Source organism: Allokutzneria sp. NRRL B-24872 (assembly GCF_002155965.1).
In the GTDB taxonomy this organism is placed as follows: Bacteria; Actinomycetota; Actinomycetes; order Mycobacteriales; family Pseudonocardiaceae; genus Allokutzneria.
The window spans coordinates 56,489-70,524 of sequence record NZ_MUMH01000007.1 but is presented as its reverse complement, the minus strand read 5'-3'; the positions used below and the strand labels follow the sequence as shown (position 1 = coordinate 70,524).

Sequence of the window (14,036 nt, the reverse complement as noted above, 5' to 3'; positions counted from 1 at the left end):
ACCTCGCACTCACCGGCTGACACCAGACACCGAGCAGCGGCAACCACAACACCCTTTTACGAGACATCCCTTAGGCAGCGGGAAGTCGTCGAGGCGTTCCTCGCGGCTTCGCGCGATGGCGACTTCGAAGCGCTGCTCGCTGTGTTGGATCCCGACGTCGTGCTTCGAGCGGACGAGGTCGCGGTTGCTCTCGCCACTGCGGCACAGAGCAGCGGCGCGCCCGCTCTTGCCAGGGAGATGCGCGGTGCATCTGCGATCGCGCAGGCGTTCGTCGGACGTGCGCGAGGGGCGAGGACAGTGCTGGTTGACGGCGTTGTTGGTGCCGCATGGGCACCCGACGGGAAGCCTCGTGGGGTCTTGGACTTCATAGTGGTGGGAGCCCGGATCGTTGGCATCGAGGTCGTCGCCGATCCCGAGTACGTACATCAGGTGCGGCCAGTGTTCCTCGTGGATTGATCGACTACGACCGAGGTGACCGCGTGGCAGGCGCCGTAGCCCTCCGCCCGGGCGACAATCCGACCCTGGGATATCCGAACCGCCACCTCGGTCGCGTCGCTGACAGCGGGTACGCCTGCCGCGTCGACGAGTTCGGCGACTGCTTCGATGACCAGGTGAAGCCGTGGCCAAGCAGGTTCGGGGAACGCTTGCCGAAGGCAGTGCCACAGGTCAGCGATCGCGAGCCTGGACAGCGGGGCGAGTTCGGCGGGGTCGTTCGTCACCACCACGATGGTGATCTTGTCGTTGACGCGCGCCGCTCGCACGGCTTCCTCTGCCGCGGAGAGCCTGTGCAAGCCAAGCACAGCAACGATTCCGTCGTCGGTCACGGAAGCCGGAGCCAGCTTCAGCGCGTCGAGTGCAGGTGGTGGTGACCACGCTTCGTCAACGAGCTTGACCGGCGCGATGATCGGCGGTGTGGGCCATGAGTCACTGAGGTCGAGCCCGGACAGTTGCTCGCACGCCTTCACCACGTTGAAGGGCTCCACGAATCCCGGTGCGGCTGCGGCCATCTGAGTCGCGCCATGAAGCGTGGTCAGAACGGTCTCGGCGATGCGGACCATGCGACCACGGCGCGGTTCCAGACGTTCCAAGGCCAGTCCGAGCAGGATCGCGTTCAGCCGCATCAGCTGCGCGTGAGGCAGGCGCGTGCGCGTGTCGGCCGCGACCTCAGACATCAGATCCATGCCCAACCGTGCTGAGCCGTCGCGTTCGCCGATATCAGCCAGCGGCAGTCGCGCCACCCAGGTGCGTGCGAGCGTCCCCAAAGCTTCTTGGACGGTCAGTCCAGGCTCCGCGTGGTGCGGGATGGGCGCACTTTCGGAGAGGCCGGCGAGGACAGCGAAGTAGAGCGCCCGCTTGCTCGGGAAGTTCGAGTAGACCGCGCCTCTGGTGAAGCCGGCACGCTCGGCGATGGTGTCGATCTTCGCGTCACGGAATCCGCGCTCGGCGAACTCGTCCTGCGCCGCGGCCAAGACCTTGGCGCGGTTGTGCTCCTGTGTCTGTGCCCTGCTGAGCCGAGCCATCGCACTCCTCGACGTCGCCCCCGATGTGCGGACCAAGATATCGCTGGCCCACGCGGCTGGCTGGATGCGACGGAGAGCCACGGCGCGCCGCTCAGGGCGCACCGCGGCTCCGAGATCAGCCCAGCAGTTCCGGGCGCCGCCAGTCCTCGCCGAGCACGTGGTGGTCGAAGAACGCGAGAACTGTCGAGTACCAGATCTTCGAGTTGGTCGGCGCAAGAATCCAGTGGTTCTCGTCCGGGAAGTACAGGAACTTGTGCGGCCCGGAACCGTCCTCCGCCCGCAGCCTCGCCATGAGGTCCCACCACAACCGCATCGCTTCACCGATCGGCACGCGGTAGTCCCGGTCACCGTGCAACAGCAGCATCGGCGTGGTGATCGCGTCGACGAAGTTGTGCGGGGAATTGGCGTCCAGCGCTTCCGGAGTTGCTTCCCTGCGGAACTCGTATTCCATGTCTGCCGCGGTGTCCAAGTGCCACACGGACGCGTGACTGGCGATCGCGGAGAACCTGTCCGTGTGCCCGGCGATCCAGTTCGCCATGTATCCCCCGAAAGAGCCTCCGATCGCCGCTGCGCGCGAGGAGTCGATGTCGGGGCGCTGCTGAGCAGCCGAGGTCATCTCCATCAGGTCCGTGTAGGGCTTGCCACCCCACTGCCCCCAGCCACGGCGCACGAAATCCAGGCCGTAGCCGATGGACAGCGCGAAATCGGGCATCAGGACGGCGTATCCCTTGGCGACGTAGACCCACGGGTTGGCTCGCCAGGACCAGGCGTTGACCGACATGACCGGCCCGCCGTGGACCATCAACACCAGCGGCGCGGGTGTGTCCGCGCTCGCGCCGTGCGGAAGCGCGAGCCACGCGCGCACCAGCGTGCCGTCCTCGGCAGTCACCGAGATTTCGTCGAGATGCCCAGGAAGCTCGTACTGAGCGTTGAGGACCTCTGCGGGACCGCGCAGCGGCTCGACACCGGAAACGCTGATCCGCACGGGCGCGGGCGGGCTGTCGACGGCTGAGCGGAGAGCGTAGATCTGGCCGTTCGGCGAGATCTGGACATCGGAGTACGCGGCGTCGTCCGAGGTGAGTCGGGTCGCCTCCCCGCTCGTGACGTCCACCCGCCAGACCGGTGCACGGCCGTGGTCGGCCGCGACGACCACCAGCGCCGCGCCATCCGGCGTCCAACAAGCGATGTGCGGCCAACGATCCCAGCTCCGTGCGACGTGTCGCAGCTCGCCACCCGCGACCGGAATCACCGCCAACCACTGGTCGCCCGGGTCAGCCGGAGAGCACCGTTCGTCGATCTCGAAAGCAACGTATCGCCCGTCGGGGGACACCTTGGGCGTGCGGTAGTGGTGCGCGACATTGTCGGCGAGCGTGCGCCGAACCCCTGTGGCCACGTCGATCGCGACGAGTGTTTGCCGCTGTGCTCCGCCAGATTCGGCGACCGCCCACGTGGCGATCACGGTGCTGCCGTCCGGCGTGATGTCCCAGGAGCTGCTTTCCCACAGCGCCCGGCCGACGTGACCGGTGAAGTCGGTGAGATCGACGCTCTCGTCGGTCAGCGACGTCTTGAGGAGTCGGGTGCGGTCGGGGCCCAGATCGTGGTCCCAGTACCGGATCGGGTTCTCCTCGTGCAGGAGAGCCGAAACGCCAGCTCTGCGGCGAGCTGACCGGAGGTCCTTGTCGGAAGCGAAGTCGGTGGCGGAGGGCATCATGCCCGAGCCGAACACGACCGTCCCGCTCTCGCTGACAACGACTTCACGCACACCCCCGGCCGGGCTCGCGATCACTCGTGCCTCGCCGCCGTTCACGGGCAGCGACCACAACGCCGACGCGGCCGAGTCCTCGTCGCTATCCGGCCGCGGCCGTGCCGACATGAAGAGGAGGTCCCCGGCCGGGCCGAACGCGACCGCTGACTCACCTTCAGCGCTGCGGGTCAACCGCCGCGCAGGACGCCTGCCCGCGGGGTCGACCTCCCACAACGCCTTGGTGTAGCGGGCGTTCTCGGCGTTCGGGAGGGCGACCCCCACGACGATCCTGCTGCCGTCCGGTGCGAGCCGCAGACCTTCGATCCGTGGCAGGGCGATGTAGGCGTCGAGGTCGTCGAACGAGGTGCGGGAACCGCTGCTGGCGTCGGAGATCACCCGGCTTTCCTATCACCGGGAGCGGTCGGTCCGGGCTGGATCGATCAGAAGTGGAAGATCAACTCTGCGGCGTCGCGGCGGCGTCGAAGAAGTAGGCGACCGTGAGTGCGCCCGGGTCGACGACCCCGCGAGCGTGTTCGCCGACGTAGCTCGCGCGGCCGCGTTTCGCGAGCAGCCTCTCGGTCGAGGCCGCGCCCACGTGAGCGGCGGAAGCGGCTTCGGCCAAGGCGTCGGGAACGGTCGATCCACGTGCGGCCGCCGCGCTCAGGGCCTCGGCGGCAGGGACCATCGCGTCCACCATCGTCTTGTGGCCGACCTCCGCCTTGCCCAGGCGCTGCACGACTGCCACGGCGTTCGTCGCGGCCTCGCCGAGCACCACGGCCGTGACCTCTCGGCCCTTGGTCGCCTTGGCGAACTCGCGGAACCACATGCCAAAGAGCGGGCCGCTTGTGCCACCCGTGTTCAGGAACGCCTCGGACACCGCGAGGAACACCTCGTGCGGCGAAGTCGGTTCGTCGGCGAGGTTGACCGCGGCCCTGCGCAGGGCTGAGCGGAGGTTCGTGCCGTAGTCGCCGTCGCCCGCTTGGCGGTCCAGTTCCGTCAGTTCGTCATTGCGCTCGGCGCCGACGGAGACGAAGCGATCGGCCCACGCGCGAGCGTGTTCGGTCGTGAGAGCGGTCATCTCGAACTCCTTGTCACCAGGCGAGCGCGGGCGTGCGGACGGGGGCGTTCCACAGTTCGAGCAGCGTGGAGTCGCAGCGCAGCAACGTGATGGAGCAGCCCCGCATGTCCAGGGCTGTCACGTACGAGCCGACCAGCGCGCGCTCGATGCGGATGCCAATGCCCTCCAGGAACGCGGCGAGCTCGCGGTGCACGACGGAGAGCTCAAGGGCGTGAGTCGATCCGAGACCGTTCACGATCGCGATCACCGATTCGTCCCGCCGGAGGCGGAGTGCGTCGACAACGGGTTGGGCAAGCGCTGGAACGAGTTCGCTCGCGGGACCGAACGAGCGCTGACCGACGCCGCGTTCGCCGTGGATACCGACGCCGAACTCGACCTCGTCGTCGCTGAGGTCGAAGGACGGGCGCTGCTGGCCGGGATGGGTGCACGCCTGCAGGGCGAGAGCCATCGTGCGCGAGTTCGCGACCACACGGCGCCCCAGATCGGCGAGCTCAGTCAGGGAAGCGCCACGCTCGGCCGCCGCGCCGCAGATCTTCTCGACCGCGACCACGGCGGCCGTTCCCCTGCGGCCGGGGCCGCCGTCATCGCCGCCGTCAGTGGCGAGGTCGTCGTCGACCAGGACGATCTCGACCTCGATGTTCTCCTCACGGGCGAGTTCCGCCGCGATCGAGAAGTTGAGCACGTCGCCGGTGTAGTTCTTCACGATCAGCAGGACCCCTCGACCGCGATCGGCGGCCTTGATGCCCGCGCGGACCTGGTAGGCGGTCGGACTCGCGAACACCGCGCCGGGGACCGCGACGTCGAGCATTCCCAGGCCGACGAAGCCGGTGTGGAGCGGCTCGTGACCGGAACCGCCACCGGAGACCAAGGCCACCTTCGGCGGGTCGCCGTCCTTGGGCGTGCGCAGCACCAGAGCCGGGTCCGTGCTGACTTGGACCAGGTGCGGGTGCGCGAGCTGAAGGCCTTCCAGCGCCTGGGAGACGAACTCGTCCGGATCGTTGACGAACTGCCGCGCGCTCATCGCTCTCCCGTCGTTGGGGTATTCGCGAGTCAGAAATCATTTCGACGATGCCGAAATGGTGCACGGACCGTAGCTCCGGTGGACGGTGTTGTAAAGTCCTTGCCCTCATGCCAGGGAGGACGCGGTGATCCAGTCCGTCGACCGCGCCGTCCGAGTTCTCGGTGTTCTGCACGGCGCCCGCAGGATCAGCCTCTCGGAGCTTTCGGCCAGGCTCGAACTACCACCGTCGACGGTTCACGGCATCGTGAAGACACTCGTCGCGCACGGCATGGTGGTGCAGGACCGGGCTTCCGCGCAGTACCGCCTCGGACCCGCTGTCCTGAAGCTCGGCACCGTTTACCTGCACACCCTGGAGCTGCGCGCGCACGCGGCAGCGTGGGCGGACGAGCTCGCCGCCAGGACCGGTCTCGCGGTCCGGACCGGCGTGCTGATGCTGGACGAGGTCCTGGTCGTGCACCACTCGCCCCGGCCGGACGGCTCGCGCCAGATGCCTGAGGTCGGCATCGTCATCCCCGCGCACGCCTGCGCACTCGGCAAGGCGGCGCTCGCCTACCTGCCGAGCCGCGCCCGCGCGCTGCTCGGCGACGGCCCGCTGCGCAGCATGACAGCCGAGACGATCACCGAGCCCGCTGGCTTCTCCGACCACCTGAACCGGGTGCGCGCGGACGCCTACGCCGTCGAGCAGGAAGAAGCGGTGCTCGGCGAGTGCGGTGCCGCCGCGCCGGTCTTCGACGCCTCCGGGGCACTGGCGGGAGCGGTCGGCGTGGTCGTGCCGATGTCCGAATGGCCCGCCTCCGACCTGGTGCGGACCGCGGTTCGCGACACGGCGCGGGCCATCTCCCGGGAACTCGGCGCGGACGGGTGGCCGGGCACCTTCGCCTGAAAACCCTCTGTTTGCTACGTCATTCAAACGGGTTGATTTGGCGCGAAAGCCGGAGCGCCGCCGGGCGAGATCAATCGTCCTCCCGCACGGTAGTGATCGAGGAGCGGGCCCCCAGAGCCCCATTCCGGTCGGTTTGCCGGGGCAAAGGCAAACCTGGTTACCGCCTGCTCTCTCCCTGCGCGCGGCGGGGAGTCCTTCTCGTGCGCTGGACGTCAAGGAGGATGAATGAGCTCCACGGAACTGACGGACGTTGTCGGCGATTACGCGGCGGAATCCGCCGTGCTCGCCACGGTGCGGCACATGCTGGTCGAGGTCATCGGTGAGGATTACGCACTCGGTGTCGACATCGACATGGACACCTCGTTCAACCGCGATCTCGAACTGGAAAGCATCGAGTTCGTGACGCTCTCGGCGAAACTCCGGGAGCACTACGGGAACTCGGTGAACTTCGCGGCCTTCCTCGGCGACAAGGAGGTAGCCGAGGTCGCCGAGCTCACCGTGGGCGAGCTGGTCACCTACATCGCTGGCTGCGTGTCCCGTGACTGAGGTCCTCGCCAACAACCTGCGGTTCCACGTACAGCGGCTGTCGAACTCCGAACCGGGTTCGGTCAGCGACGGGCCGACGGTGCTGTTCCTGCACGGCCTCGTCGTGGACAACCTCTCCAGCCTCTACCTGACCCTGGCCACGACGACAGCGGACCTCGGCGCGCACACCATCTGCTACGACCAGCGCGGTCACGGCCGCTCCGAGCGTCCCGCGACCGGGTACACGCTCGACGACTCGGTCACCGACCTGGATGCGCTGATCGCCGCGCTGGACGTGCGCGGTCCCGTGCACCTCGTCGGCAACAGCTATGGCGGGTTACTGGCACTGGCCTACGCGGCCGAGCACCCCGACCGGACAGCGGGTCTGCTGCTGATCGAGTCGGTCGTGCCGAGCGAGGGCTGGGGCGACCGCATCGTCGAAACCCTGTCGATCGCGCGGACCGGCGCCTACGACGACCGGCTCCGCCACCTCAAGGGCCGCAAGTGGGACAACCTCACGAAGCAGTTCCTCGGCCTCTTCCACGAGACGAGCCTGCTCGCCGACATGGCGGCCGAGCAGCCGTTCACCCCAGAGCGCTTCGCCGCGGTGGAAGCGCCGGTGCACGCGCTCTTCGGCAGCGAGTCGGACCTGCTTCCCGACGCGAGCCTGCTCCAGAAACACCTTTCCCACTTCGAACTGACCGTCCTCGAAGGACAGTCGCACATGATGCTCACCCAGGCGTCCGGCCAGGTTCGGGAGCAGTTGAGGACGTGGTTGTCATGAGCCGGATCCTGTTCGTGGTGCCGCCGCTCGCCGGACACGTCCTGCCAACGGTGGCGCTGGGACAGGAACTGGTCGAGCGCGGGCACGAGGTCGCGTGGGTCGGCCACCCGGAGGTCGCCAGCCGGCTGTTGCCGCCCGAACTGACCCTCTTCCCCGCGGAGCGGCCCGACGCGGAGTCCTGGCTGGCGGAGACCTACGAGCGCTCACGAGGGCTGCGCGGTCCCGCGGCGTTCCAGTTCTTGTGGAAGGACTTCCTCGTCCCGCTCGCCGGTCGGATGATGGCCGGGGTCGAGGCGGCCGTCCGCGAATTCGGCGCCGATCTGCTCGTGGTCGACCAGCAGGCGCTCGCGGGCGCGCTCTCCGCGCGGCGGCACCGGCTGCCGTGGATCACCTCGGCGACCACGTCGGCTGAGCTGACCAACCCGTTCACGATGGTCCCGAAGTTCGGTGCATGGGTGCGTTCTCAGCTCGACGACCTCCAGCGGGCGCAGGGAATCCGGCCGGACGACGCCGCGCTCGGTGATCTGCGGTTCTCGGAGCACCTGGTGCTCGCTTACACGACGGAGAGCTTTGTCGGGGTCGACGCCACCGTGCCGGGCCAATGCGTCTTTGTCGGACCGTCGCTCGGCAAGCGAGTCGAGGTGGGGGACTACGACTGGGGTTGGTTGGACCCGCGTCGGCAGCACGTCCTGGTCTCGATGGGCACGATCGACCGGGAGAACAACGGGAGGTTCCTCAACACCGTCGTCGAGGCGGTCGCTCCGCTCGCCGATCGTGTCCAGGTCACCATCGCCGCGGCGCCCGGGCTCATCGACCACAGCCCGGAGCACGTGCGGGTGCGCGAGTTCGTGCCGCAGCTCGACCTGCTGAAGCACAGTTCCGCCGTCGTGTGCCACGGCGGCCACAACACCGTGTGCGAGTCGCTGGCCAACGGGTTGCCGTTGGTGGTCGCACCGATCAGGGACGACCAGCCGATCATCGCCGAACAGGTGGTGGCGGCGGGTGTCGGTCGTCGGGTGCACTTCGGCCGGGTCCGCCCGGCTGAGCTGCGCGAAGCCATCCTGTCCGTGCTCGACCAGCCGGGATACCGCGCTGCGGCCGAACAGATCCAGAGCTCTTTCGCCGACGCCGGTGGAACCGTGACGGCGGCCGACCACGTGGAGAAACTGCTGTGAGTCTGTTCGAAGTGCTTCCGCTGATCGTGACAGTCGCATTGGTGCTCAACGGCTTCCGCCTGCGCGGCCGAGTTTCCTGGCTGCCGTTGCTGGATGACCGAGGGGCACCCGCCGCGGAGCGGCACCGGTTCCTCACCGCTGAGGGTGTCCAGCTCGACCAGTCCACGAAGGACAGCGCGAGTTCGTGGGCACGGGAGCACGGGCTCACGGTGCTGGAGTTGGTGCCGCGCGAGTTGTCGGTCGGCCAGGCGATCGACCTGGCGCACAGCGGTGTTGGCAAGGAGTTCGTCGCGGACCGGTTCGCGCATGCGCGTGGAGCCGGGCACGCGATCCTGATTGACGAGGACGTCGCCCGTCGGGAAGGACTCGAACGCTCGGACGGCTTCGCCCGCTCGGAGTTGACGGAGCTGACTGTCCAGCTGAAGCGGTTGGCGTGCACCAGCACGGACTACGCGGTTGCGCCAGACCTCGAAGCGCTGCCCGAGGACGTTGAGCAGCGGGTTCACGTGCTGCGCGCGAAGTACTACGGCGTGCGCAAGCACCTCGTCAGCCCGGTGGTCGGTTATGCGCTGCTGATCGCCGGGCTGTTCGCCTCGCCGTGGTGGGGTCTTGGGGCGCTCGCCGCGTTCAGCCTCCAGCCGTACCTGATCTTCGCGGGAAGCCCGATCCGTCCGGCTGACCTGCATCGGCACGCTCTGCTGCGCTTGGTGCTCGGTCCGGTTCGATGGGGCCGCACGGTTGCAGCTCTGTCCCGCAACCCGGTACCGGTAGACACGAAGTTCGCCGAGGCGCGCGAGCACTACGAGCGCGATCTCGCGGACGGCACCAGGCGCTTCTTCGAGCCGCGCAGGCACACGTGCCCGTGGTGCGGTGCTGAGGAGCTGACAGAGCACGTGCGCGGTTTCGACGTCATGCAGAACAAGCCCGGACAGTTCGTCCTCGACCGCTGCGGCGGCTGCGGGCACGTTTTCCAGAACCCTCGCCTGTCACTCGAAGGGCTGGAGTTCTACTACCGCGACTGCTACGACGGCTACGGCAGCGGGCTCAGCGAAGCCGCCTTCGACTCCAACATCGCCGGGTACAAGGCGCGGGCGGAGATGCTGCGCCCGTTCACCACGCCGCGAACCTGGCTGGACGTCGGATCGGGTCACGGTCACTTCTGCAATCAGGCCAAGGAGGCCTGGCCGGAGACCGAGTTCCACGGCTTGGACATGACCGACGGCATCGACGAAGCGGTGCGGCGCGGCTGGGTCGAGCACGGGTACCGGGGCATGTTCCCCGACCTGACCGAGGACCTCGCGGGCAAGTACGACGTGATCAGCATGCACCACTACCTGGAGCACACCAGAGAGCCGTTCGAGGAACTGGACGCCGCGGCCAAGGTGCTCGACGCGGGCGGTTTCCTGCTGATCGAGCTGCCGAACCCCGAGTCGCGCTACGGCAGGATTCTGCGCGCGACGTGGATGCCGTGGTTCCAGCCGCAGCACCAGCACATGATCCCGTGGCGCAACCTGGAACGAGCTCTCGCCGACCGCGGTTTCTCCACTGTGGACGTGCACCTCGGCGAGGCCAACCAGGCGAACGACCTCGTGCTCTCCTCGCTGATCACCTTCAACCACCTCGGCAAGGACCCCAGGGCGCCGTGGAGCGAGGGGGAGCCCACCCTGCTCCGCCGCGCGCGCTACGTCGCGGTCCTGACGGTGGGCGTCCCGTTCATCGCGCTGGCCTTCGCCGCGGACAAGGTGATCCACCTCTTCCTGCGTCGCGGCAAGGGCGGCAACACCTATCGGTTGCTGGCCCGCAAGGACGGCTGAGACTCGAACAGGTTGAGCAGGTAGACGCGGGCCTTGCGCCCGTAGAGGGCCCTGATCCCCGCGATGGCCATTCGCGGGATCAGGGGCATCCGGGAACGAAGACCCCGGGGGAGCTGGAGCAGCGTTCGGGATTCCGCCAGACGGAGGCCGATATCCCAGCGCTGCACCACTCCCGGGTCGTCACAATGCCACGAGTACTCGGCGTTGATCTTCTTCGCGAACATGTCGTCGCCCTGGTGCTCGACCATCCAGCGACCCGCTGTGTCGAATGCGATCCGGGAGCCGGGAAAACCCCGCGCGAGCTGGCCGAGTGCGCGCTGGACGTCCTCCTCGCGGAGGTAGAGCAGAACGCCCTCGGAAACGAAGAAGTACGGCGGCGGCAGTTCGCGGACGAGGCCGTGCCAGGCGTCGTCGAGCACGGAGGCGGCGACCATGCGATGCCGATCCGATTCGGTGAAGAAGCGTTTGCGCAGCTCCATCGAGTCCGGAAGGTCCAGGTCGAGCCAGTGCGTCCGCCCGTTGTCCACTCGCTCGAACCTGGTGTTCAGTCCGGCGCCGATCTCGATGACCGTTCCACACGGGTGCGCCGAAAGGAATCCGCGCACCCACTCGTCGAGGATCAGCGTTCGCAGCACCGAGGGGACGAGAGTCGGTGAGCCGTCGAACTTGGTGAAGTCGTAGTCGATCCGCCGCACCATCTCATCGGCCTTGGGATCGCGGAGGATGCCGTGCTTCTTCCGGTTTTCCAGCGCGCGGGCGTAGAGAGTGCTGAGCAGCGTCTCCTGGACATTGCCGAGCTCGATCGAGATGCGCTCCATTCGTCCAGTGATAGCAGCGCTTCCTGGCACCCACCTGGCGTGTTCGGCGAGTTCATTCGGCCGTGTCGTGGTGGACTTGGAACATGCTTCAGCGAAGCGCATTCGGGGAACCCGGCCGCTCGCGAACCAGGGACGGCAGGCTGCTGCACCACGTCACGCTCGGCACCGGCTCACCGACTGTGGTGTTCGAAGCGGGCATGGGTGCGAATCGCGGCACCTGGGGGCTCGTGCAACGAGAGGTCGCTGCGCGCACTCGCACTCTCGCCTACGACCGCGCGGGTTTGGGGCGGAGCGCTCCGGCGCCCGCCGGGCTGACCCGGATGGCCACAGACCTCGAAGACGTTCTGCTCGCCGATGACGACACTCGTTTCGTGCTCGTGGGGCACAGCCTCGGCGGCGTGCTCGCGCGCTGGGTGGCCCAACGCCAGCCGGCCATGGTCGCGGGGCTCGTGCTGGTGGATCAGGTGGAAGAGGGCATTGAGGCCTACCACGACCGGTCGCGTGCGCGTGCGGTCGCCGCGGGCTACACGATCGGAGCCTGCCTCGCAGGCGCTTCGCGGCCGCTGTTGATGAAGGTGCTGCACAAGAACTTCCCGCCGGACATGGCCGCGGAACTGATCTCGGAGGAGGTCAGCTTCAGTGCGCTGCGGACGGGCGCCGCGGAAGTGCTCGCGATGGCGACCGGCCTTCGCGAGCTGATGGAGAGGGCGGTGATGCCCGACGTCCCGGTCACCGTCATCTCCGCGGGGCGGCACGGCAGGGCCGAGCGCCCGCCGCGACCTGTGCTCATAGCGGCGCATCGGCGGCTCGCGGAGCGGCTCCGCCGGGGGCGCCACGTCGTGGCCGACCGCGCGGACCACCTGGTGCCGTTGCAACAGCCCGAACTGATCGTGAGCGAGGCGCTGAAACTGGTGGAGGACGTTTCTCGCCTTTAGGACTGAAGTTGTCCGCTATGGGTTCTACCTTTGGTCTCACCAGCAACGAACCGAGTGAGGACGACATCATGACGACCACCGAGACCACCACCCTGACCGGCGAGCGCGCTGACCTGGTCGCGATGTTGGACAAGAACCGGTTCTTCCTGGGCAACACCGCTCGCGGCCTCACCGAGGAGCAGGCGTGGGAGCGCAGCACCGTCAGCGAGCTGACCATCGGCGGGCTCATCAAGCACGTCACCGACGTGGAGCGGGGCTGGGTCCGCTTCATCCAGGGCGGCGCCGAGCACATGATGTCGGGCGACGACTCCGGGCAGGACTGGTCGGACGGCTTCCGCAAGGTCGGCGACGAGAACCTGGAGAACCTGCTGGCCCGCTACGAGAGCGTCGCCCGCAAGACCAACGAGCTGGTGGCGTCGCTGGCCGACCTGGACCTCGCGCACGAACTGCCCCAGGCGCCGTGGTTCGAGCCCGGCGCGAAGTGGACCGCGCGGCGCGTGCTCATGCACATCATCGCCGAGACCGCCCAGCATGCCGGGCACGCGGACATCATCCGTGAGGCGATCGACGGCGCGAAGAGCATGGGCTGAGCCGCACAGCGGTCCAGAACAGGACCAGCAAGGCGATCAGCAGGTAGGCGTTGCCGATCAGGTGCTGCCACCAGGTCCAGGTCGCTTCGCGGTGCCCGCCCGCTGGGAGCAGAGAGTGCGGCCCCACCACGAAAACAGGTACCAGAGCTAGCCAAGGTCGTGCCCGCGCTACGAGCACCACGAGCGCGGGCACGATCCATACCCAGTGGTGCGACCACGAAATCGGCGACAGGACGAGCACACCCGCACCGTTGGCCACCATCGCCTGTGCCGGCCCTACGCGGCGGACAATGACGGCCATCGCGATGAGCACCGCAGGCAACAACACGCTCCACGCGAGCGCCGTGAGCACCGGTCCGGCTTCGAGCCGAGACAGCTCACCCGCGACGGTCTGATTGGTGGCGAAAGCCGAGCCGCTCAGCCCGGAGGCGCCGAGGAACGTGTCGGACCAATAGCGGGCAGATGCCGATGGAGCCACCACGAAGCCGATCGCGACGGTGGCGACGACGGTGACCACAGTTGTCGCTGCTGCGCGAAAGTCCTTGCGCAGCAGGAAGAACAGAATGAAGCCGCCAGGAGTCACCTTGATGGCCGCCGCGATGCCGATGAGCATCCCGCGCGGCCATCGTGGTTCGCGGGCCAGGCAGTCGGCGGCAACCAGGCCCATCAGCCACAGGTTGACCTGTCCGAACTCGATCGTCGCGCGCACCGGCTCCAGCACGATCGTCAACGGGAGCACCAGTGCTGTGAGCGTGGTCCTCCGCCGCTCGCTGGCTTCCGGAAACACCCTGCCGTACACCAGGTACAGGGTCACCGCGACGGCCGCGAGAGAAGCGGCGACCGACGCGATGACCGCGATTCCTTTAGGTGCCAAGGTGAACGGTGCGAAGACCACTGTGGAGAACGGCGGGTAGATGAACGGCAACGCGATCCCCGCTGACGTCGGAGGCATCGGGCCGTACAGGTCGCCGCCGTCCCACAGCGTCTGCACGCCGAAGCGGTAGACCTCCAGGTCGATGTAGAACCTGTGGCTTCCCAGGAGCCGCCAACACAACACGCCCACCAGCGCCGCACCTGCTCCTAACAGGAACCAGCAGTAGCTCCTGCGGGAACAGGTGTCCAAACGGGCCAGTGGGGATCTGCTCATAC

At 67.9% G+C, this 14,036-nt stretch carries 13 protein-coding genes and 1 pseudogene; 8 read left to right on the top strand and 6 right to left on the bottom strand.

Annotated elements, in window-relative coordinates:
• Positions 1-456, top strand: a pseudogene (locus CCN37_RS39580) (hypothetical protein); the annotation flags it as partial.
• On the opposite strand, the gene CCN37_RS01680 reads toward CCN37_RS39580, so the two are convergent.
• The 4 genes from CCN37_RS01680 to CCN37_RS01665 all read right to left on the bottom strand — a co-directional run bounded on the left by CCN37_RS01680 (position 426) and on the right by CCN37_RS01665 (position 5,363).
• Positions 426-1,520, bottom strand: a complete 1,095-nt coding sequence (locus CCN37_RS01680) for a TetR/AcrR family transcriptional regulator (RefSeq protein WP_086818819.1) — start codon at positions 1,518-1,520, stop codon at positions 426-428. The pseudogene CCN37_RS39580 and the gene CCN37_RS01680 overlap by 31 nt on opposite strands.
• A 115-nt stretch (positions 1,521-1,635) precedes the next feature.
• Positions 1,636-3,660: a S9 family peptidase gene (locus CCN37_RS01675; RefSeq protein WP_246842757.1), complete on the bottom strand. Its 2,025-nt coding sequence runs from the start codon at positions 3,658-3,660 to the stop codon at positions 1,636-1,638.
• A gap of 58 nt (positions 3,661-3,718) precedes the next feature.
• Entirely contained in the window at positions 3,719-4,342 is a 624-nt protein-coding gene (dhaL, locus tag CCN37_RS01670; RefSeq protein ID WP_086818818.1) for a dihydroxyacetone kinase subunit DhaL, read from the bottom strand.
• 13 nt (positions 4,343-4,355) lie between these two features.
• On the bottom strand, positions 4,356-5,363 hold the full coding sequence (locus CCN37_RS01665) for a dihydroxyacetone kinase subunit DhaK (protein ID WP_086818817.1): 1,008 nt from the start codon (positions 5,361-5,363) through the stop codon (positions 4,356-4,358).
• A 124-nt stretch (positions 5,364-5,487) separates the two neighbouring features.
• Between CCN37_RS01665 and CCN37_RS01660 the strand changes: the two genes are divergently transcribed.
• The 5 genes from CCN37_RS01660 to CCN37_RS41290 all read left to right on the top strand — a co-directional run bounded on the left by CCN37_RS01660 (position 5,488) and on the right by CCN37_RS41290 (position 10,544).
• Positions 5,488-6,246, top strand: a complete 759-nt coding sequence (locus CCN37_RS01660) for an IclR family transcriptional regulator (protein WP_086818816.1) — start codon at positions 5,488-5,490, stop codon at positions 6,244-6,246.
• A 225-nt stretch (positions 6,247-6,471) separates the two neighbouring features.
• Positions 6,472-6,792, top strand: a complete 321-nt coding sequence (locus CCN37_RS01655; RefSeq protein WP_086818815.1) for an acyl carrier protein — start codon at positions 6,472-6,474, stop codon at positions 6,790-6,792.
• Complete coding sequence (locus tag CCN37_RS01650) at positions 6,785-7,555, top strand: alpha/beta fold hydrolase (protein WP_168200482.1); 771 nt, start codon at positions 6,785-6,787, stop codon at positions 7,553-7,555. Before CCN37_RS01655 ends, CCN37_RS01650 begins: the two co-directional genes overlap by 8 nt.
• On the top strand, positions 7,552-8,730 hold the full coding sequence (locus CCN37_RS01645) for a glycosyltransferase (RefSeq protein WP_086818813.1): 1,179 nt from the start codon (positions 7,552-7,554) through the stop codon (positions 8,728-8,730). Before CCN37_RS01650 ends, CCN37_RS01645 begins: the two co-directional genes overlap by 4 nt.
• A complete protein-coding gene (locus CCN37_RS41290; RefSeq protein ID WP_086818812.1) occupies positions 8,727-10,544 on the top strand; it encodes a class I SAM-dependent methyltransferase in 1,818 nt (605 codons plus the stop codon). The genes CCN37_RS01645 and CCN37_RS41290 overlap by 4 nt, the downstream gene beginning before the upstream one ends.
• On the opposite strand, the gene CCN37_RS01635 is transcribed toward CCN37_RS41290, so the two are convergent.
• The gene (locus CCN37_RS01635) at positions 10,514-11,362 is read right to left on the bottom strand and encodes a class I SAM-dependent methyltransferase (RefSeq protein ID WP_168200481.1); all 849 of its coding nucleotides are present in this window, start codon (positions 11,360-11,362) and stop codon (positions 10,514-10,516) included. The two genes, CCN37_RS41290 and CCN37_RS01635, sit on opposite strands and share 31 nt — an antisense overlap.
• Before the next feature lie 83 nt (positions 11,363-11,445).
• Between CCN37_RS01635 and CCN37_RS01630 the strand changes: the two genes are divergently transcribed.
• Both CCN37_RS01630 and CCN37_RS01625 read left to right on the top strand, forming a co-directional pair.
• Complete coding sequence (locus CCN37_RS01630) at positions 11,446-12,297, top strand: alpha/beta fold hydrolase (protein ID WP_086818825.1); 852 nt, start codon at positions 11,446-11,448, stop codon at positions 12,295-12,297.
• Positions 12,298-12,365: 68 nt separating this feature from the next.
• On the top strand, positions 12,366-12,887 hold the full coding sequence (locus CCN37_RS01625; protein WP_210407823.1) for a DinB family protein: 522 nt from the start codon (positions 12,366-12,368) through the stop codon (positions 12,885-12,887).
• On the opposite strand, the gene CCN37_RS01620 is transcribed toward CCN37_RS01625, so the two are convergent.
• The gene (locus tag CCN37_RS01620; protein ID WP_086818809.1) at positions 12,847-14,034 is read right to left on the bottom strand and encodes a glycosyltransferase 87 family protein; all 1,188 of its coding nucleotides are present in this window, start codon (positions 14,032-14,034) and stop codon (positions 12,847-12,849) included. The genes CCN37_RS01625 and CCN37_RS01620 overlap by 41 nt on opposite strands.
• Positions 14,035-14,036 lie beyond the last annotated feature (2 nt).